Annotated in this window: 22 protein-coding genes; 16 read left to right on the top strand and 6 right to left on the bottom strand. The window is 62.7% G+C overall.

The genetic code is table 11. The annotated features are described in order from the left end of the window. Positions 1-2: 2 nt before the first annotated feature. Positions 3-1,775, bottom strand: a complete 1,773-nt coding sequence (locus AC3CCE_RS18825) for an adenylate/guanylate cyclase domain-containing protein (protein ID WP_488377177.1) — start codon at positions 1,773-1,775, stop codon at positions 3-5. Between the two features lie 357 nt (positions 1,776-2,132). Between AC3CCE_RS18825 and AC3CCE_RS18820 the strand changes: the two genes are divergently transcribed. The 3 genes from AC3CCE_RS18820 to AC3CCE_RS18810 all read left to right on the top strand — a co-directional run bounded on the left by AC3CCE_RS18820 (position 2,133) and on the right by AC3CCE_RS18810 (position 3,775). Further along, complete coding sequence (locus tag AC3CCE_RS18820; RefSeq protein ID WP_023668990.1) at positions 2,133-2,390, top strand: PepSY domain-containing protein; 258 nt, start codon at positions 2,133-2,135, stop codon at positions 2,388-2,390. A gap of 256 nt (positions 2,391-2,646) precedes the next feature. Next, a complete protein-coding gene (locus tag AC3CCE_RS18815; protein WP_352626186.1) occupies positions 2,647-3,213 on the top strand; it encodes a hypothetical protein in 567 nt (188 codons plus the stop codon). Positions 3,214-3,304: 91 nt separating this feature from the next. After that, positions 3,305-3,775 carry a hypothetical protein gene (locus AC3CCE_RS18810; protein ID WP_023668992.1) on the top strand — a complete coding sequence of 157 codons (471 nt, stop codon included), beginning with the start codon at positions 3,305-3,307 and terminating at the stop codon, positions 3,773-3,775. Between the two features lie 96 nt (positions 3,776-3,871). On the opposite strand, the gene AC3CCE_RS18805 is transcribed toward AC3CCE_RS18810, so the two are convergent. After that, a complete protein-coding gene (locus AC3CCE_RS18805) occupies positions 3,872-5,752 on the bottom strand; it encodes a L,D-transpeptidase family protein (RefSeq protein WP_352626185.1) in 1,881 nt (626 codons plus the stop codon). A 212-nt stretch (positions 5,753-5,964) separates the two neighbouring features. Then, complete coding sequence (locus AC3CCE_RS18800; protein WP_352543594.1) at positions 5,965-6,711, bottom strand: 3-oxoacyl-ACP reductase family protein; 747 nt, start codon at positions 6,709-6,711, stop codon at positions 5,965-5,967. A gap of 101 nt (positions 6,712-6,812) precedes the next feature. Between AC3CCE_RS18800 and AC3CCE_RS18795 the strand changes: the two genes are divergently transcribed. Further along, entirely contained in the window at positions 6,813-7,421 is a 609-nt protein-coding gene (locus AC3CCE_RS18795) for a TetR/AcrR family transcriptional regulator (protein WP_023710494.1), read from the top strand. A gap of 62 nt (positions 7,422-7,483) precedes the next feature. Continuing rightward, a complete protein-coding gene (locus tag AC3CCE_RS18790) occupies positions 7,484-7,882 on the top strand; it encodes a rhodanese-like domain-containing protein (RefSeq protein ID WP_023688500.1) in 399 nt (132 codons plus the stop codon). Between the two features lie 45 nt (positions 7,883-7,927). Here the strand turns inward: AC3CCE_RS18790 and AC3CCE_RS18785 are convergent, their stop codons facing one another. Continuing rightward, the gene (locus AC3CCE_RS18785; protein WP_352626184.1) at positions 7,928-8,836 is read right to left on the bottom strand and encodes an alpha/beta hydrolase; all 909 of its coding nucleotides are present in this window, start codon (positions 8,834-8,836) and stop codon (positions 7,928-7,930) included. Between the two features lie 48 nt (positions 8,837-8,884). Between AC3CCE_RS18785 and AC3CCE_RS18780 the strand changes: the two genes are divergently transcribed. Continuing rightward, a complete protein-coding gene (locus AC3CCE_RS18780; protein ID WP_023668997.1) occupies positions 8,885-9,337 on the top strand; it encodes a MarR family winged helix-turn-helix transcriptional regulator in 453 nt (150 codons plus the stop codon). Between the two features lie 26 nt (positions 9,338-9,363). On the opposite strand, the gene AC3CCE_RS18775 is transcribed toward AC3CCE_RS18780, so the two are convergent. Then, the gene (locus AC3CCE_RS18775) at positions 9,364-9,975 is read right to left on the bottom strand and encodes a pyridoxamine 5'-phosphate oxidase family protein (protein WP_352626183.1); all 612 of its coding nucleotides are present in this window, start codon (positions 9,973-9,975) and stop codon (positions 9,364-9,366) included. A 64-nt stretch (positions 9,976-10,039) separates the two neighbouring features. After that, positions 10,040-10,393 (bottom strand): gamma-butyrobetaine hydroxylase family protein, encoded by a 354-nt coding sequence (locus AC3CCE_RS18770; RefSeq protein WP_023668999.1) that lies wholly within the window; start codon positions 10,391-10,393, stop codon positions 10,040-10,042. A 200-nt stretch (positions 10,394-10,593) separates the two neighbouring features. On the opposite strand from AC3CCE_RS18770, the gene moaA reads away from it, so the two are divergent. The 10 genes from moaA to AC3CCE_RS18720 all read left to right on the top strand — a co-directional run bounded on the left by moaA (position 10,594) and on the right by AC3CCE_RS18720 (position 18,577). Then, entirely contained in the window at positions 10,594-11,589 is a 996-nt protein-coding gene (gene moaA / locus AC3CCE_RS18765; protein ID WP_031196299.1) for a GTP 3',8-cyclase MoaA, read from the top strand. A gap of 55 nt (positions 11,590-11,644) precedes the next feature. Next, positions 11,645-12,115, top strand: a complete 471-nt coding sequence (locus AC3CCE_RS18760) for a hypothetical protein (protein ID WP_352626182.1) — start codon at positions 11,645-11,647, stop codon at positions 12,113-12,115. A gap of 121 nt (positions 12,116-12,236) precedes the next feature. Next, on the top strand, positions 12,237-12,593 hold the full coding sequence (locus tag AC3CCE_RS18755) for a hypothetical protein (RefSeq protein WP_023682496.1): 357 nt from the start codon (positions 12,237-12,239) through the stop codon (positions 12,591-12,593). A 228-nt stretch (positions 12,594-12,821) separates the two neighbouring features. Next, positions 12,822-13,742 carry a DMT family transporter gene (locus AC3CCE_RS18750; RefSeq protein WP_023682494.1) on the top strand — a complete coding sequence of 307 codons (921 nt, stop codon included), beginning with the start codon at positions 12,822-12,824 and terminating at the stop codon, positions 13,740-13,742. A 7-nt stretch (positions 13,743-13,749) separates the two neighbouring features. Continuing rightward, a complete protein-coding gene (gene mobA, locus AC3CCE_RS18745) occupies positions 13,750-14,382 on the top strand; it encodes a molybdenum cofactor guanylyltransferase MobA (RefSeq protein WP_023682493.1) in 633 nt (210 codons plus the stop codon). Further along, on the top strand, positions 14,379-14,882 hold the full coding sequence (gene mobB / locus AC3CCE_RS18740; protein ID WP_023690740.1) for a molybdopterin-guanine dinucleotide biosynthesis protein B: 504 nt from the start codon (positions 14,379-14,381) through the stop codon (positions 14,880-14,882). Before mobA ends, mobB begins: the two co-directional genes overlap by 4 nt. A gap of 317 nt (positions 14,883-15,199) precedes the next feature. Next, positions 15,200-15,985, top strand: a complete 786-nt coding sequence (locus AC3CCE_RS18735; protein WP_352497388.1) for an ABC transporter substrate-binding protein — start codon at positions 15,200-15,202, stop codon at positions 15,983-15,985. Positions 15,986-16,060: 75 nt separating this feature from the next. Further along, positions 16,061-16,777 (top strand): ABC transporter permease, encoded by a 717-nt coding sequence (locus AC3CCE_RS18730; protein WP_023669007.1) that lies wholly within the window; start codon positions 16,061-16,063, stop codon positions 16,775-16,777. Then, positions 16,774-17,604, top strand: a complete 831-nt coding sequence (locus AC3CCE_RS18725) for an ABC transporter permease (RefSeq protein WP_023820729.1) — start codon at positions 16,774-16,776, stop codon at positions 17,602-17,604. Before AC3CCE_RS18730 ends, AC3CCE_RS18725 begins: the two co-directional genes overlap by 4 nt. 103 nt (positions 17,605-17,707) lie before the next feature. Beyond that, positions 17,708-18,577, top strand: coding sequence for an NAD(P)-dependent oxidoreductase (locus AC3CCE_RS18720; RefSeq protein WP_023690739.1), 870 nt, complete (start codon positions 17,708-17,710; stop codon positions 18,575-18,577). The last annotated feature ends 9 nt before the right edge of the window (positions 18,578-18,586 follow it).

Below are 18,586 nucleotides of genomic sequence, written 5' to 3'. Positions count from 1 at the left end.
GTTCATTTGGCCAGTCGGAAATTGGCGACGAGGAACTCGTTCGCGGCCTTGTCGGTGAACGGTATCCAGCGCACACGCTGTTCTGAAAAATCGGGATGCCGGGTGGTGAAAATGGTCATCTCGCGCCGCGCCTGTTCCGGCCGGCCGCTTCGCATCAGCGCGCCGATCTTCAGGAACCTGGAATAAAAATAGCCGGGAGACAGGTTGAGCGAGCGATCGGCAGCAGCGATCGCCGCCGGCCAGTTCTCGACCAAACAGTAGGCCGCCGTCAGTTCCCCCAGATTGTGGAAGCGGTAGAGGTCGAACGGGCTCAATCGCTCGGTATCGAGAAAGAACGGTATCGCGGTGGCGGCATTGCCGAGCAGCAGCTGGGCGCTGCCCATGGCCGAGCGCGCGAAGGCAAAGCTCGGATTGATGTGGACCGCTTCCTCGAGATGGTCGACGGCCGACCGCGGTTCGCCGCGCATGATGTCGACGGCGCCGAGATGGGCGTGCGGGCGCGCATCCAGGCTGTCCACCAGCAACGCCTTGCGGGCAAACTGCTCGACCTTGTTCAAATCGTCGCTGTCGCCGAAACGCAGCCATGCCCGCCAGAAATACCACCACGCCAGTTCGTTGAGCACGGCGCTCGAATTGGCGTCTTCGCGGTAGGCCTTCTGGAAGAACTCGAGTGCGGTTTCGGTGTCGCCGCGGGTGCGCCGGTTCATGTGCCAGCGGCCGCGTCGCACCAGTTGCCAGGTCTCCAGGCTTTCCCAGGGAACCTGGAAGGTGCGTGCCTGTTCCGCCCGGTCGACCTCCTTGTCGAGGATCGAAACGATCTCAGCGCCGATCTGGTCGCGCAGGTTGAAGATGTCGACCAGATCGCGATCGAAGCGCTGCGACCACACCAGCCGCCCGTTGGACGCGTCGGCCAGCGAGGTGTTGAGGCGGATCTGGCCACCATTGCGCATCAGCGTGCCGCTGACGATGTAGCGCGCGCCGAGCGCGTTGCCGATCACCCGCGTGCCCAGCGTGTCGTCGCGGAACTGGAAGCTGGAGCCCTTGGCGATGACCGAGAGCCATCTGGTGTTGGAAAGACCATAGATGATGTCCTCGGCGATGCCGTCGGCCATGTAGCCGATGTCATGCTCGCCGCCATCGGCGTGGAAGGGCAGGACGGCGATCGCCGGCGGCCCCTTGGACGACAGCTTCTGCTGCGCATTGGCCTGGGGAATGGCGGCGAACGACGCCGCCGGCGAGGATCCGTTGCCACTGCGGCCGGCGATCAGAACGCGCACCGGCAAGGCGATGTTCTTCAGCATGAATTCGCCGAGATCGGTGAATTCGGCCGCCGTCTTGTCCTTCACATGGTGCCAGGTCGTCTCCGAAACGGCGAGACCGTCGCCCGGCGCGAATTCCTGGATTCTCGCGGCGATGTTGACGTCGTCGCCGTAGAGGCGTCCACCACGCACGATTACGTCGCCGGTGTTGATGCCGGCCCGAAACGGCATGCGCATGTCGTCGGCAACCTCGGCGTTGAGGGCGACGATGCGGCCCTGGAAATCAAAGGCCGCGCGCAACGCCTCGATCGGATTGCCGAACTCGGCCATGATGCTGTCGCCGGCGTCGCCGAACGTGCGGCCGCCAAATGTGCCACAGCTGTCGGCGATGATGTCGCGCCGTTCCTCGAATGCCGCGACAGCAAACTCGTCGTCGATGCCCATCAGCCGGGAGAACCCGACGGCATCGATAGAAATGATTGTCGCCAGCTGACGGGTGTAGTTCCGTACAGCCATGTTCGAGCCCCCGCTCCCTTTCTGGTTCTGGTCCAGCACAGGCGACGACCCGTTCCTGAAACACTTCGCCGCGCGCTGAGAGATGAAGATTCCGGCGGGGTTGGCGCGCCATGCCACCCCGCCAGGACCAGAAGTCTAGCAGGGTCTTGGGCAAAGCTCTACCACCATCGGGTTGTCCAGCGCGGGCCGTGGCAGCACTCATGGTTGGCCGGCGGTTGGCGCAAATATTGGCGTGCCGTCGCTCTGAGCGCGGCGATCTAGGGCTTCACGGAAGCTGCGCGACGTCACATCTCGGAACAAACTGTGCTGCCTGCGAGTTTCCGGTGCGGTTCATACCAACGTGAAATGAGGGTAATCATGCGAAATCTTGTTCTGGCGACCGGTGTCGTCGTTCTTCTGGCCGGCTCGACGGCCTTTGCCGCGGATGACAGCCCACTGCCGCCGACGAATGCCCAGAAACTGTCGGCAATCATCGCCAAGGTCGAGCAGCGCGACGGCTTTCGCTATGTTAAGGAGGTCGACTGGGACAAGGACGGGTACACCGTCACCTATTACACCGCCGACAAGGCGAAAGTCGAAATCACCTTCGATCCCGTGACCGCCGAACCGAAATAGCGCCGATACCGCACCGCTTCGGCAATTCCGTCCGCCACGTTTTTTGCCTACGATGGTGGCAGTTGTCGGACAACGGGGCGACCATGCTTTCTTCCAATCGAATTGCCAACGCGCTTGCGCTTGTCGTCGCACTGGCTGGCGCGGCGGTCTGCCTTGGTCCAGCGCGTGCCGACGGGCCGTCCTTCGATTGCCGCAAAGCCAGCCTGCCGGTGGAAAAGGCGATCTGTGCCGACCGCAACTGTCGGCAATTGATGCCTTGGTCGCCAAGGCCTTTACGGGTTTCGAGCCAGCCTTTGGCCGCGACAAGCGCAAGATCGCCCGTGCGCTCATCACTGACAGGAACGCCTGCGGGCAGGATGCCGCCTGCATCGTCAGCGCCCAGAACAATGCGCTGCAGACCTACGGCAATGCGCCGTCCTGGGTGCAGGATTACAACATCGCCCTGATCGGCAAGAAGGCGCTCGACACCGCGGCCCGCCATCCGGGCAGCCCCGACCAGCCCCTGCCCTCGTCGATCGGCCAATGCGCCTTGACCCACATCACCGCGCTGACGACGCGGCTCGGCGACGACCCGCTGGAAACCGCCGGCCCTGAAGCCGGCAGCCTGGCGCGGTTCAGCAATGGCGGCGCCGGGGTTTCCTACGAGCGGGAGCCTGGCCTTGCCAGTTCGAAAGCCGGCGATCCTGTCGTCATGTGCCTGATATCGATCCCGAGGGATTGTCCGCAGGGCGACGAGCGCGGGCGGGTCTATTACGGCGTCGACCTCACGATAAAAGGCACATGGGTTTTGCCGGATTCACAACATCTATGCGGCGGCGCCTGAAGATTTGCCGCAAAGCACTGCTGGATGCACTCTTGCGCCGATCCGCCTTTGATGGCTGAGTGCGCGTAACAGTTGCAGGGCACGGGGGTGCATGGCCATGGTTAAGCATGTTTTGAAGCGCATCCTGATGATGCTTGCCGGCTATTTCGTTTCGGTGCTGATCGGATTGTTCGCGGTCGTGGCGATATATTGCGCACTCGCCGTATTGCCCAACGCGCCGGACTATTTCGGCGCCATGCAATTTTCGCCCATTGTCGTGCTGCTGTGGCCGCCGCTCGGCATGGTCGTCTATTTCCTGACGATCGTGCTGACCGGCCTGCAGACGCTGATCTTCGCGCTGCTCGCCGAATTCTTTGCCCTGCGCAATTTCCTGGTGCACATGCTGTTTGGCGCCGCTGCCGCTGCAGCCGGCTTTTTCCTGGTCTGGCCGGCCGCGGAAGAGGATGCCGGACGCTGGGCCGATATCGGCATCATCGCCGCCGCCGGCCTCGTAGCCGGTCTGGTCTATTGGCTAATCGCGGGCCGCGACGCCGGCTTCCGGCGTCCGCTCATCCAGCGCTGATCGCAGGAAACGGGCGACCGTCCATCGGCCAAAAATCTAATAAAACCAGAGAGACAAAGTGAGTTCCTCGTTCGTTGAACGAGGAACTCCGCTGGTTCAGCTCGTCGGCGAGCGCACCGCTTCAGTCGCTTCCAGCGCCTGCATCAGCCGCGTGTCGCGGTCGTAGACGTCGTTGAAATATTCGACTTTGCCGGACAGATCCGGCCAGGCAGTGAAGTAGGAGACATAGACGGGAATCGTGCGTGTCACGTCTTCGCTGGCATGGCCGTGCTTGAGCTTTTCGGCGATGTCGTCGACCGAGACGCCGAGCACCGCCGCCGCCATCCCACGTGGATCCTGAAGGCGAATACAGCCATGGCTGAGCGCCCGCATATCGCGCTGGAAGAAGGATTTTTGCGGCGTGTCGTGCATGTAGATGGCGTGCTTGTTGGGGAACAGGATCTTCAGTTCGCCCAGCGCATTGGCTTCGCTCGGCTGCTGGCGCACGCTGTAGGGAATGTTGGCGCCGTAGGCGCCCCAATTGACCGAGGAAGAGGGAACCCGCCTGCCGCGCGAATCGGTCACCTCGTAGCCGGCACGGTCGAGATAGCCCGGATCGCTACGCAGCCTTGGCAGCATCTCGTTGACGATGATCGACTGCGGCACGCCCCAATAGGGATGGAAATCGACCTGCTTGATCTCCTTGAAGAAGAAGGCGGTCTGGTTCGTGGTCCGGCCTATGACGACGCGGGTCTTCAGCTTCTCCTCGCCATTGTCGATATAGCTGGCGGTGAAGGCGGGCTGGTTGATGAAGACCCGCGGGCTACCAAGATCGGACGGCAGCCAGCGCAACTCTTCCAGCGCAACCTGCACCTTCTGCAGCCTGTCTGCCTTGGATGCGCCGGCGAGCGAGGCGACGGTGCGCGGGCCGATGACCCCATCGCCCTTCATGCCGGCCTTCACCTGCACGGCCTTGATGATCGGAACCAGTTCGGGAACATAGACATCGCTGGTGCCGAGACGAGACAGGATCTCGCCATAGGCGCCGCCCATCTCGTCGTCGAGATTGCGCGCGATCAGCGTCAGCAGCTTCGGCAGTTCGGCGCTGGTCTCGCCGGGCTTCAGCAACAGCTTGGGATCGACGACGATTTCGTTTTCGGCGCTCGCCTGCAGCGATTCAAGTTCGACGCGCAGCGCCTGATATTCCGCGTTCTGCGGGTGCCGCGATTCGAGGTAGGTGCGCACTTCCTGGGTGTGGGCCAGCGTCTTGAGCGCGCCTTCCATGTCGACCGGCTTCGGCGGAAATTCATAGTAGCCGGTGATGCGATTGGGATCGACGCGCCCGCTCTGGGCGTCACGGGCATAGCGCAGTACGCGCGCCGACAGCGCCATCTCGAAGCGGACGAGTTCCTTCAGATGGGCGTCGGCATCGACTGCCGATGCGTTGGCTGCCGGCACCTCGAGCGTGTAGTCGGCCGACGTGAGACCATAGCTTGCGGCTTCGCCGAGCACCCGCACCGCATCCTGGGCGCGGGCATTGGGATTGCCATCATTCACCCAGATGAAATCAGGATTGGCAGAGTAATAGGCAATCAGTGCCTTGGCGATATCGGGCTCGGCATAGAGTTCATAGTCACTAAGGCCTGCAACGGCTTCGCGGAAGGCAGTGCTGGTCGCCGACGGCACAAAGGCGGCGTCTTCAGCTGTTGCCACCTGGGGAGGTGCTGCCACCAACGCGGCAAAGTCGACGCGCACCAGCCGGTCGGCCTTGTAGGTGTAGTAGGACGGGCTGCTGATCCTGGTGCCGCCGCCGCCCGATACGGCGGGCTTCGGCTTGCGCTTTGGCGGCGGCGGGAATTCGCCTTGCGGCCTGTGCTTGACGCCACCGCCGAACAGCATGTCGAACAGGCCCTGCGCGCTTGCCTGCGGCACACCGAAGGCCAGTGCTGCCGCCACTGCAAGCGGCATCACGGTGGCTTTATTTCCGAGGAATTTCATTAATCACCCGCTCCGGCTGCAAGCCGGCTCCCGTTCCGCGCCGCTCGACGATCTTGCCAACCGCATGGCGGATGTAAGGCGCTACTATACCGATTCATACCGATTTCGTTAAGCTTCCATAAATTTCCGCAGGCCTGTTGCAGAACGGTTTCACAACATCGTGACGTCTGGAGCGGCGTTGCCGCTCCAGACCGGTCAAAGCGGCTGCTGCTTCAGGCGTTGGCGCCACCGTCGATGGTGAGCGCGGCGCCGGTGACGAAGTGCCCTTCTGGACCGGCGAGCCAGGCAACCATGCCGGCGATCTCGTCAGCCTTGCCGAAGCGGGGCGTCGCCATCTTCCGCCGCTGGTGTTCGGCATGCGGGCCTTCGGCCGGGTTCATGTCGGTGTCGGTCGAACCGGGATGAACGACGTTGGCGGTGATGCCGCGCGGACCGAGGTCTCGCGCCAGCGCCTTGGTCAGGCCGACCAGCGCAGCCTTGCTGGTCGAATAGGCGCTGAGGCTGGTGTCGGTGACGCGCTCGGCCAGATTGCTGCCGATCGAAATGATGCGGCCGCCCTCGCCCATGTGAGCCGCTGCCGCCTTCGAGGCCACGAACGGCGCTCTCAGATTGACCTCAATGGTCTCGTCAAAGTCGGCCAGCGACATCTGTTCGATCGGCGCCGCGCGCCAGATGCCGGCGCTGTTGACCAGGATGTCGAGCCGGCCGAAGGCATTCACCGCCTCGGTGACCGAATTTTCGATGGCGGCAGCGTCGCGATTGTCGGCTTGGATGGAGATCGCGCGACCACCTGCCGCTATAATCTCGGCGACGACAGCTTGGGCCGGCGCCGCGCTGTTGACGTAGGTGATGGCGACGTCGGCGCCATCGGCCGCGAGCCGTTTGGCAATCGCAGCACCAATGCCGCGGCTGCCGCCGGTGACCAGTGCTGCCTTGCCGTTCAATCCGTTCGCTGACATGTCATTTCTCCTTTTATGTAACGTTCGATACATAAATATCTGGCAGCCTTGCCTGGCGACGTCAAGTGAATTATGTATCGATCAACACAGAAAAGAGCGCCATGCCGGAAAGAGGCCGCCCCCGCACCTTCGATCGAACCGCCGCCTTGCGGCAGGCGATGGAGCTGTTCTGGGCCAAAGGTTATGAGGGCACCTCGATCGCCGACCTGACCGCGGCGATGGGGATCAGCTCGCCCAGCCTCTATGCCGCCTTCGGCAGCAAGGAGGCGCTGTTTCTGGAAGCGACCGAGTATTACACCCGCAACGAAGGCACCGAGATCTGGAGCGCGCTGGACGAAGCGCCGACGGCATGCCAGGCGATCGAGAATTTCCTGCGCCAGACGGCAAAAGCGTACTCTCAGGACGACCGCCCGCAGGGCTGTCTCATCGCGCTGGGCGCACTGCACCAGGATTCAAGCAGCGGCGCGATCTGCGATGATTTGCGCCGCCGCCGCGCCGAAAACCACACCCTCTTGCTGAGACGGCTGGAACGCGGTGTGGCGGAAGGCGAATTGCCAGCGGGCTTCGACAGCAACGCGGCGGCGACCTTCTATGCGACGGTCCAGCACGGCATGTCGATCCAGGCCCGCGACGGCGCCTCGTGCGAAGCGCTGATGGCCACAGTGGCCGGAGCGATGGCGGCGTGGCAGGGGCTGGTCGGAACAGCGTGACAAAGCGCGGAGCTTGTGCTGGAAATCCAGTCGGCGGCGAAATGCGCCGGGAGGGATCATCCGTGAAAAAAGGGTATCGCGAGTTGCTCGACGAGGCCAATGCCGAGATCGAGGTGGTCTCGCCCGAGGAAGCGGCCGGGCTGCTCGACGACGAGGACACCATCTTCGTCGACCTGCGCGATCCACGCGAGATCGAGCGGGACGGCCAGATCCCCGGCGCCAAACATGTCACTCGCGGCATGCTGGAATTCTGGATCGATCCCGAAAGCCCTTACCACAAGCCGTTCTTTGCCTCGGGCAAAAGCTTCGTCTTCTTTTGCGCCGGCGGCTGGCGCTCGGCGCTGGCCACCAAGACGGCGCAGGATATGGGGCTGTCGCCGGTCAAGCACATCCTTGGCGGCTATACCGCCTGGAAGGCGGCCGGATTGCCCGTCGAGCCGGGCGGCAAGAAGAACGGTTAGCTCACCGCTCCGGCGTTGTCAGAGTCGACAATACACCCATTGGAATCAATGCAGTATCAGCTCGCGCTCGTTTTTGACAAAAGTCACAGCGCGTTCGACAACACCTTTGTCGGCGAGAATGCGACGGTGGCCGAGCCCATCGGCCCAGTGCAGCCGCACATGGCTGCCGGCGCCGGCATAACGTGTGGCATGATCGGCGGGGACTTCGCGGTCGTCCGGCGCGTGGATGACCAGCGTCGGCACCGGCGCCTCAGCCAACTGGCGGTCGCCGGTGAATTCATGCAGCGGCCGGCCCGACAGCCTTTTCACCTGATCGGCCATGGAAACCTGCGAACGCGGACCGACATTGAGCATGCGGCTGAAGTCGGCGAAGATCGCCGGCAGGGAACTTGGCGCGGCGACCAGCACCAGCCGCTCGGCCGCGACGGGCTGGATACCCTTGATCGAACCGGCAATGGCATTGGCGGCGACGGCGCCACCGAAGGAATGGCCGACGATCGCCTTGAACGGACCGAACCATTCGCCGGCGACCCTGACCGCCTCGACCGCATTGACCATATTGAGATGACGGCCCAGCGACTGGCCATGGCCCGGCAGGTCGAGCGAGGCGACCCGGTAGCCCGCATCGCGAAAGCCTTCGATCAGCGCCCGCATATATTCCGTGCGCGAACGCCAGCCATGGACCACCAGCACCGTGCCGGCGGACGCCCTGCCCGGCTCGGGCCGGAATTCGTGCACCATGACGCAGCCGGCCTTGGTCGTCAGCCGATGATGGCGCGCCTCGGCCATGAAGCCGGCGGCGCGGTCGACCGCACGCCGCTCGCCGTCGCTGAGCGCCTTCACGCTCCTCGTGCGGCAGAACAGTTCGAAGGCCGCGCGCCCGCTCAGACGCGGCGCCACAAGCTCGGCCGCGCCGAACACGCCCCGGATGACCTTCAGTCCAAATGATGCCATAGTGGCGATCCATCCATTCCGTTCAAGCATGAACATAATAGTTCAAACATGAACATTAAACAAGAGCTGCCCTGGGACAACCCGCGCTTTCGCAACTGGGTCGCGGTGGCGCGCGCCTGCCATGTGCTGGAGCGTGCGCTGGCGGTAAAGCTGGCGCCGCTGGACCTCAAGCCGGCGCAGCTCGACGTGCTGATGAACCTCTATCGCCATCCCGGCATGTCGCAGCACGATCTCGCCCGCAAACTGCTGGTCGGCCGCTCCAACATCACCATGCTGTTGCCGCAGCTCGAGGCGCGCGGCCTGTTGCGCCGCGAAGGCGACGAGAAGGACAAGCGCGTGCTGCGGCTGACGCTTACCGAGGCCGGCACGGAGCTCCTGATGAAAGCGCTGAAGGTGCATATGGCGCTGATCGAAAAGGCGATGAGCCAGTCGACAGCGGAACAGTGCGACATGATCGGCGAACAGATGCGCAAGATCTATGACGTGCTGAAGGATACCTGAGCCGTTCGATCCACGCGCCTCCCACCTCACCACATCGTCTTCTTCGCCCGCTCCGGCCATTCCTTGTCGTAAGTACCGGCATCGATATTCTTGCGGCTGGTGACTTCCAGGATTGTTCCGGGTGTCGGCAGCGATTTCGGGTCGACTTGCTTTGCCGGGTTCCACAGCTCCGAGCGAACGATGGCGCGGGCGCACTGGAAATAGACCGAATCGACATCGACCACGGTGACCGAGCGCGCCGGCTTGCCTTCGACGGCGAAGGAGGCGCAAAGCGCGGCGTCGGTGGCGATGCGGGCGCGGCCGTTGACGCGCAGCGTCGTGCCCGAACCCGGGACAAGAAACAGCAGCCCGACGCGAGGATCGCGGATGATGTTCTTAAGCGAATCGGCGCGGTTGTTGCCGCGTCGGTCCGGCATCATCAGCGTTCTCGGGTCATGCATGCGCACAAAGCCGGCGAGATCGCCGCGCGGCGAACAGTCCAGCCCTTCCGGCCCGCTCGTCGCCAGAGCGACAAAAGGCGAGGCTTCGATGAAGGCGGCATATTCGGGAATGACGTGGTCGAGTTCCTTGATCTTCGACGCTTCGCCGGGCAGGCCGTAGAGGGCTTCGAGCTGTTCGACCGTGGTGATGTCAGACATTTTCCCGTCTCCGAACCTTTGCCGGCGTTACCCCCAGTCAATGACGTTTTGCGGACAGTGCCGACTAGCGGTCGCGGCTCAGTCCCTTCTCCTGGAGCTCGGCGAGATAGGCATTCCAGCGCGCGTCCTTTTCGTGGCCAAGCGTGTGCAGGTAATTCCAGGTGAAGATGCCGGTGTCGTGAAAATCGTCGAAGGTGATGCGCACGGCGTAGTTGCCGACCGGCTCGATCTTCAGGATAGCAACGTTACGCTTGCCGGGAACCGTCACCCGCTGGTCCGGCGAATGGCCCTGCACCTCGGCCGAGGGTGAAGCGACGCGCAGCAGTTCGGCCGGCAGCTCGAACGGCCGATGATCGGGAAAGGTGACGGACAGCAGTTTTCTGTCCTTCGAGACCCTGAGTTCCTTCGGCGCCGTCATTGTTCTGCATCCCGCATCGATCCGCCCTTCCCTACGCTGCTTCGCGCGAGCGGAAAAGGCCATTTGGACCCGGCCGACATCGGATGTCGGCCGGGGAATGTCACCAAAGATCGAGAGCGGCTATCTTGAATGGCGGGTTGGATCGTATCACATAGCCGTATATAACGGCACCACTCGTAGCATTGGAAACGCTTGAACGCATGGACATGATCGATCCCTTCGGTCGCACGATCAGCTACTTGCGCGTGTCGGTCACCGACCGCTGCGATTTCCGCTGCACCTATTGCATGGCCGAGGACATGGCGTTCCTGCCCAAGAAGGACCTGCTGTCGCTCGAGGAACTCGACCGGCTCTGCACCGTCTTCATCGAAAAGGGCGTGCGCAGACTGCGCCTCACCGGCGGCGAGCCGCTGGTGCGCAAGAACATCATGCATCTGGTGCGCCAGCTGTCGCGGCACTTGAAGAGCGGCGCGCTGGAAGAGTTGACGCTGACCACCAATGGCTCGCAGCTGTCGCGCTTTGCCGCCGAGCTTGCCGATTGCGGTGTCGAGCGCATCAATGTCTCGCTCGACACGCTCGATGCCGACAAGTTCCACGCCATCACCCGCTGGGGCCATCTCGACAAGGTCATGCAAGGCATCGATGCCGCGCAGGCGGCGGGGCTGAAGGTGAAGCTCAACGCCGTTGCGCTGAAGGACTTCAACGACGTCGAGCTGCCGGAGATGATGCGCTGGGCGCATGGCCGCGGCATGGACTTGACCGTCATCGAAACCATGCCGATGGGCGAGATCGACGCCGACCGCACCGACCAGTATCTGCCGCTGTCGCTGCTGCGCGCTTCGCTCGAGCGCCAGTTCACGCTGAGCGACATCCCCTACAAGACCGGCGGTCCGGCCCGCTACGTCCATGTCGCAGAGACCGGCGGCAGGCTGGGCTTCATCACGCCGATGACGCATAATTTCTGCGAAAGCTGCAACCGCGTGCGGCTGACCTGCACCGGCACGCTCTATATGTGCCTGGGTCAGGAGGATGCCGCCGACCTGCGCGCGCCGTTGCGTGCCTCCGAAGGCAACGAGCTGGTCGCTGCTGCCATCGACGAAGCGATCGGCCGCAAGCCGAAGGGCCATGATTTCATCATCGACCGCCGCACCAGCCGCCCCTCGGTATCCAGGCATATGAGCGTCACCGGCGGCTGATTTTTTCCGAGATTTGGTGCAAGGAGTGTCTCCCATTGTTGGCTGGAGACATCGAATGAAGCGTCTTTCCATTGGATTGGCAGTTGCACTGATAGCGGCAGGCAGCGCCAATGCAGCGCCGTTCACCTACACCAATGCGCGCTTCGGCACGGTCTGCACCTTTCCCGACGACATCTTCACCGATCGCCAGCCCGAGCCGTACAATGGCGACGGACAGCAATGGCTCAGCGCCGACGGCGCCAGCCTGATCTGCTCCGGTATTTTCAACGTCAGTGACGACACCCCAAAGAGCTTCGTCGCCGAGGAGAAGGCAATCAAGGAAGCGGGCTACCAGATCAGCTACAGCAAGACCGGCAAGAACTGGGCGGTGCTGCCGGGACTGAAGGATGGCAAGTTCTTTTACGAACGGCGCCTGTTCGGCAAGGACGGCGTCATCCGCACCGTGCGGATCGACTATCCGCCGGCCGTTAAAGCGAAATACGATCCGCTGGTCGGCGCCATCGCCGGCAGCCTCAAAGGACCGTGAGCTTTTCGGACACACACCAGAAAAAGTCTCATGCGCATATAGCTGGCGGATTTACCGCAAGCGCGTTCGAGCCTAAATTCTTGGACATAGCGGCTCGTCGCTCGGTTTGGGGGAATACGACATGCGCACATTCTTACTTTCTCTTGCACTGCTTGGGTTTGCCGCCGCGCCGGCAGCAGCACAGTCCATCGGTGGCAGCTACACCGTCGCGGGCACCAATTTCGACGGCTCGAAATATGGCGGCGAAGCCACCATCACGCTGACCAGCGAGACCACCTGCACCATCCATTGGGAGACGGGCGGATCATCGTCGGACGGCATCTGCATGCGCAACGACGATGCCTTCTCCGCCGGCTATGTCATGGGCAAAGAAATCGGTCTCGTCGTCTACAAGGTAGAGGATGACGGCTCGCTGCACGGCCTGTGGACCATCGCCGGTAAGAACGGCAGCGGCACCGAGGTGCTGACGCCGAAATGAGCCTGCCGGTCATCCGGCCAGCCCTCTCAGGGATTTCTATGGGTCACGGGTGAAAATCCGTGGCCTATTTCTTTGACGTTGCTGTCTTGCCGCCGGCTGCTACAGGCTTGAGCGGTTCACCGTTTCGCCGAAACGTCGAACCGCTTTATTCTTTGTTTTCACGCAATTCCGGACGGAAAACCGTTTCACACTTTTCCTGGAATTGCTCTTGCAAAACCGGTAACGCCCTTGCCTCTTTCCCCAAACATTCGCGGCGCGCTGTGCATGATGGTGGCCATGATCGGCTTCACCCTCAACGACGCCATCACCAAGTTCTCGTCGGAATCGATGAACATGGCGCAGGTCATGCTGGTGCGCGGCGCCTTTGCGTCGCTGCTCGTCGGCCTGCTCGCCTGGCAGCAAGGCGCGCTCGCGCGACCGAGGTCGATGCTGCAGCCGCTGGTGGCGCTTCGCGTGGTCGCCGAGGCCGGCGCCACCGTCGCCTTCCTTGTGGCATTAGCGCATCTGCCGATCGCCAATGTCTCGGCGGTGCTGCAGGCGCTGCCGCTGGCGGTGACGATGGGGGCGGCACTCGTATTCAACGAAGCGGTCGGCTGGCGGCGCTGGCTGGCGATCGCGGTCGGCTTCGGCGGCGTTCTGATCATCGTGCGGCCAGGCTTCGAAGGCTTCAGCGTCTATTCGCTGTACGCACTCGTCAGCGTCGCCTGTTGCGCAGTACGTGACCTCGCCACCAAGCGCATCCCGAGGGCTATCCCGACCTTGCTGGTGTCGACGGCAACGGCAATCGCCATGACCATCGTTGGCGCCGTGCTGCTGTCGCCGATGGGCGGCTGGACGCCGATGTCCGGCAAAGGCACGGCACTTTTGGCATTGGCGGCGGTGCTGGTGCTGATCGGCTACCAGTTCATCATCATGGCAATGCGGGCTGGCGACATCTCCTTCATTGCGCCATTCCGCTACACGGCCCTCTTTTGGTCGATGCTGCTTGGCGTCATCATCTTCGGCGATGTCCCCGACCTGCCGATGATCTTCGGCTCCGCCATCATCATCGGCTCCGGCCTCTACGCGCTCTATCGCGAGCGGGTCGCCGGCCGGCAAAAACCCGCAGCCGAAAGCGCTGGACCCGACATGGCGCCGGACGGCATATAGCTTGGCCATGAGCCAAGACATTGCAGGAATTATCCTGGCCGGAGGCCTGTCACGGCGCATGGGCGGCGGCGACAAGACTTTGCTGGCGCTTGGCGGGCGTCCGCTTCTCGACCATGTCGTTGCCCGCCTGGCGCCGCAGGTCGGATCGCTGGCGCTCAGCGCCAATGGTGACCCGGCGCGCTTCGAGGCGGCCGGTCTTCCGGTTCTCGCCGATGCGGTGGAAGGCTATGCCGGACCGCTTGCCGGAATCCTCACCGGCCTCGAATGGGCGGCAGCGAATACCGCTTTCAAGGCATTGGCGACGGCCGCCGGCGACACGCCGTTCCTGCCGGTGGACCTGGTCGAGAGGCTGGCTGCGGCTGTTGACGAGCGACCAGGCTCCATCGCTGTTGCCAGTTCCGCCGGCCGGCAGCATCCGACCTTCGCGCTGTGGCCGCTCGGGCTGCGTGAGGCCTTGCGTCATTTCCTGATCGACGAGGACAACAGGCGCGTCTCCGCCTTCATCGAGCGGCACGACTGTGTCGAAGTGGAATTTCCGTTGCTGACCCACGGCAGTGACGAGATCGACCCGTTCTTCAACATCAACACACCGCACGACCTTGCGGTGGCCGAGCGTCTGTTGCAGAGCATCGGCCCATGAACATCTTCGGCATCACCGGCTGGAAGAATTCCGGCAAGACCACACTGACCGAGAAGCTGGTCACAGAGCTCGTCCGGCGCGGCTGGACAGTGTCGACGGTCAAACACGCCCATCATGAGTTCGACATCGACAAGCCTGGCGCCGACAGCTTTCGTCACCGCCAGGCGGGCGCCACCGAAGTCGCGGTGGTGTCGGGCAAACGCTGGGCGCTGATGCATGAATTGCGCGGTGAGGACGAGCCGACGCTGGAGACGGTCCTGTCGCGGTTGGCCCCGTGCGACATCGTGCTGGTCGAAGGCTACAAGCGCGAGGCGCACAAAAAGATCGAGACCCGGCGGCGGGAGGCCAAGGACCGCTCGCCGCTGTCGGCGAACGACGGACATATCGTGGCGATTGCCGCCGACTTCGCGGTTACCGGCGAAAGCCTGCCTGTGTTCGATCTCGACGACACGGGAGGGATAGCCGACTTCATCGAGCGCATGACCGGCCTCAAACCTTGAGGTCCCTGCCCTCGCCCGGTTCAGCCGCCCTCTTCAGCCGTTGCATTGTCTAAGCGCGTCGCGCCTGAACGGCCATGCGACGCGCTTCAGGTTGTTTTATTTATGCATGTCGTCGTCCCAAAACCGCTGCGCACTTTTGGGCGACATGCATTAACCCGGCGTCGGCATTGGCTGGACCCGCAAATCCCGCAAGCAACGGTTTTACAGTTGCTTTTCTCCCGAAAACAGTGGGAGTATCGCGCCAGCGGGCGGTCAAAAGCACCGCCCCACAGAGCCGTTCCGGAACGACGGCCGGGAGCCATAAAGAGAGGACTATCATGCGTATTGCACTGCGTATCGCGCTCGCCGCATCGGCTGCGCTGCTGACGCTCGGCGTCGCCCAGGCTCAGGAAACGACCCTGAGAATCGGCACCGAAGGCGCCTACCCCCCATTCAACAACCTGACCTCCGACGGCCAGCTCGTCGGCTTCGACATCGACATCGCCAAGGCGCTCTGCGACGAGATGAAGGTCAAGTGCACCTTCGTCGCCCAGGATTGGGACGGCATCATTCCCGCCCTGCAGGCCGGCAAGTTCGACGCCATCGTCGCCTCGATGTCGATCACGCCGGAGCGCGCCGAGAAGGTCGACTTCACCCACAAATACTACAACACGCCGTCGGCGATCGCGGTACCCAAGGATTCGACCCTCAAGGGCGTGACCAAGGAAGACCTGGCCGGCAAGACCATCGGCGTCGCAACCACGACGACGCATTTCAATTACGCCTCGAAAACCTATACGGACAGCACGGTCAAGGGCTATCCGAGCAGCCCCGAAGAGCAGGCCGATCTCGCCAATGGCCGTCTCGACGCGATCGAGGACGATATCGTCGTGTTGCAACAGTTCCTGGATTCGCCTGATGGCGCCTGCTGCAAGATTCTCGGCCAGCCTTCGCCGCAGCCGGTCGATATCTTTGGACCGGGCGCCGGCATCGCCGTGCGCAAGGGCGAGAAGGATCTGGTCAACAAGTTGAACAGCGCCATCGACGCAATCCGCGCCAACGGAAAGTACAAGGAAATCAACGACAAGTACTTCAAGTTCGACGTCTTCGGCGCCGAGTCCTGATCGTCTGAAACAAGGCGGCAGGGGAAGTTTCCTGCTGCCGCCTTAGCCTGACAGAAGTGGAGACAAGACCCGTCAATGCCAAGCCAGAACATATGGATACTTCTCACTTGGGGACCCGATGGCTGGATTGACGATATTGCCTATGGCGCACTGGTCACCATTGCGCTCGCGCTGGCGACACTGCCGATCGGCCTGACGATCGGCTTTTTCGTCGCCTGGGCAAAACAATCCGAAGAGCCGTCGCTTCGCGTGGCTGCCAACATCTACACCACGGTGTTTCGCGGACTGCCGGAACTGGTGACGCTTTTCCTGTTCTTCTTCGGCATGCCGATCCTCTTGCAGTATGTCATCCGTCTGTTCAGGCCGGAAGCGACGGTCGATGTCGACAGCTTCCTCGCCGGCATGATCGTGCTGTCGCTGATCTTTTCGTCGTATTCCAGCGAAGTCTTCCTGTCGGCCTTTCGCGCCATTCCGAAGGGCCAGTATGAGGGCGGCTATGCGATCGGGCTGTCGAAATGGCAGACGATGCGCAAGGTGATCCTGCCGCAGCTGCTGCGCATCGCCTTCCCCGGCCTTGAGAATTGCTGGCTGAGCCTGCTCAAGGACACGGCCCTGGTGTCGGTCGTCAACCTGGCTGAAACCTTGCGCAACGCCGGCGTGGCGGCCCGTGTCACCAAACATTCCTTCCTGTTCTACAGCGTCGCGGCGATGGTGTTCCTTATCCTTGCCATCCTGTCGTCGATCGCCACCGGCTTCATCCTGCGTTCGCTCGGGAGGAGGGAGGCACGATGAGCGTCGTGACGCGCGCCGCCGTCGACATCGAGAAGCCACCACCACGGGCGCGAGGCTGGCCGCGGGCCCGTATCGTCGGCTACGCGCTGGTCGGCTTCTGGATCCTGTTCGGCATCGGCATCGCCGTCTATCTGGTTTACGCCTGGAATGGCGAATTCTTCGCCAGATACGCGCCTGCCTATCTGCAGGGCTTGGGAACCACGCTTGCGCTGGTGGCCATCTCGATGGTGCTCGGTGCGCTCTTTTCGCTGCCTGTCACCTATGCCCGCATGTCGAAGAACCGCTATTTGTCCGTCCTGGCTTATTGCTATGTCTATTTCTTCCGCGGCACGCCGCTGCTGGTCCAGGTCTATCTCGTCTATTACGGCCTGGGCTCATTCCGGGTGCAACTCGAATCCTTCGGACTGTGGTGGTTCTTCCGCGACGCCTTCAATTGCGGTGTGTTCGCCTTCGCGCTCAACACCGCCGCCTACCAGGCCGAAATCCTGCGCGGCGCCATAGAAAGTGTTCCGAGGGGCCAATGGGAGGGCGCTGCTTCGCTCGGCCTGCACAAATTGCAGACGCTGCGCAAGGTCATCCTGCCGCAGGCGTTTATCGTCGCGCTCCGGCCCTATGGCAACGAACTCGTCCTGATGATCAAGGCCTCCGCCATCGTTGCCATCATCACCGTCTATGATTTGATGGGCAACGCGAAGCTGGCCTACGCCAAGTCCTTCGACTTCCAGGCCTATGTCTGGGTCGCCATCGTCTATCTGGTGATGGTCGAGATCCTGCGCCACGGCGTCGAATGGATCGAGCGACGGATCACCATTCATCTGATCCGCTGAGCGGTCGGCTGTACCAGTTGATCGGCTCATGCGCGTCTTGACGAATGGCGCGTAGAGCCTAGAGCTGTCCAAGACAATTCCGTTCCGTCTGAAGGGCAAACCCATGGCATCTGTGGCATTTCTCGGTCTTGGCGTGATGGGCTATCCCATGGCCGGGCACCTCAGGAACAAAGGCGGCCACGACGTCACCGTCTACAACCGCACCGCGGCGAAGGCGGAACAATGGGTGGCCCAGCATGGCGGCAAGCTTGCTTTGACGCCGGCGGACGCCGCAGAGGGCCAGGATTTCGTCTTCTCCTGCGTCGGCAATGACGACGATCTGCGCTCGGTGACGACCGGGGCCGATGGCGCCTTCGCCGCGATGAAAAAAGGCTCCGTCTTCATCGACAACACCACCGCTTCGGCCGAAGTCGCGCGCGAACTGGCCGACGCCGCTGAAAAGGCTGGCTTTTCCTTCCTCGACGCGCCGGTTTCCGGCGGCCAGGCGGGCGCCGAGAACGGCGTGCTGACGGTGATGGTCGGCGGCGAGCAGGCTGCCTTCGACAAAGCCAGGCCGGTCATCGACGCCTTTGCCCGCATGGTCGGGCTGATGGGTCCGTCGGGCGCCGGCCAGCTCACGAAGATGATCAATCAGATCACCATTGCCGGGCTGGTTCAGGGACTGGCCGAAGGCATCCATTTCGGCAAGAAGGCCGGGCTCGACATCGAGAAGGTCATCGAGGTGATTTCCAAGGGCGCTGCCGGGTCATGGCAGATGGAGAACCGACACAAGACGATGAATGCCGGTAAATATGATTTCGGCTTTGCCGTCGACTGGATGCGCAAGGATCTCGGCATCTGCCTCGATGAAGCCGACCGCAATGGCGCCAGACTGCCGGTGACCGCCCTTGTCGACCAGTTCTACAAGGATGTGCAGGCGATGGGCGGCAAGCGCTGGGACACCTCGTCCCTGCTGGCGCGCCTGGAAAAATAGGCGTTCGCA

This window comes from Mesorhizobium sp. P160187 (assembly GCF_057766425.1).
Note: the sequence above shows the minus strand (reverse complement) of the source record. Positions and strands in the feature narration are given on the sequence as shown.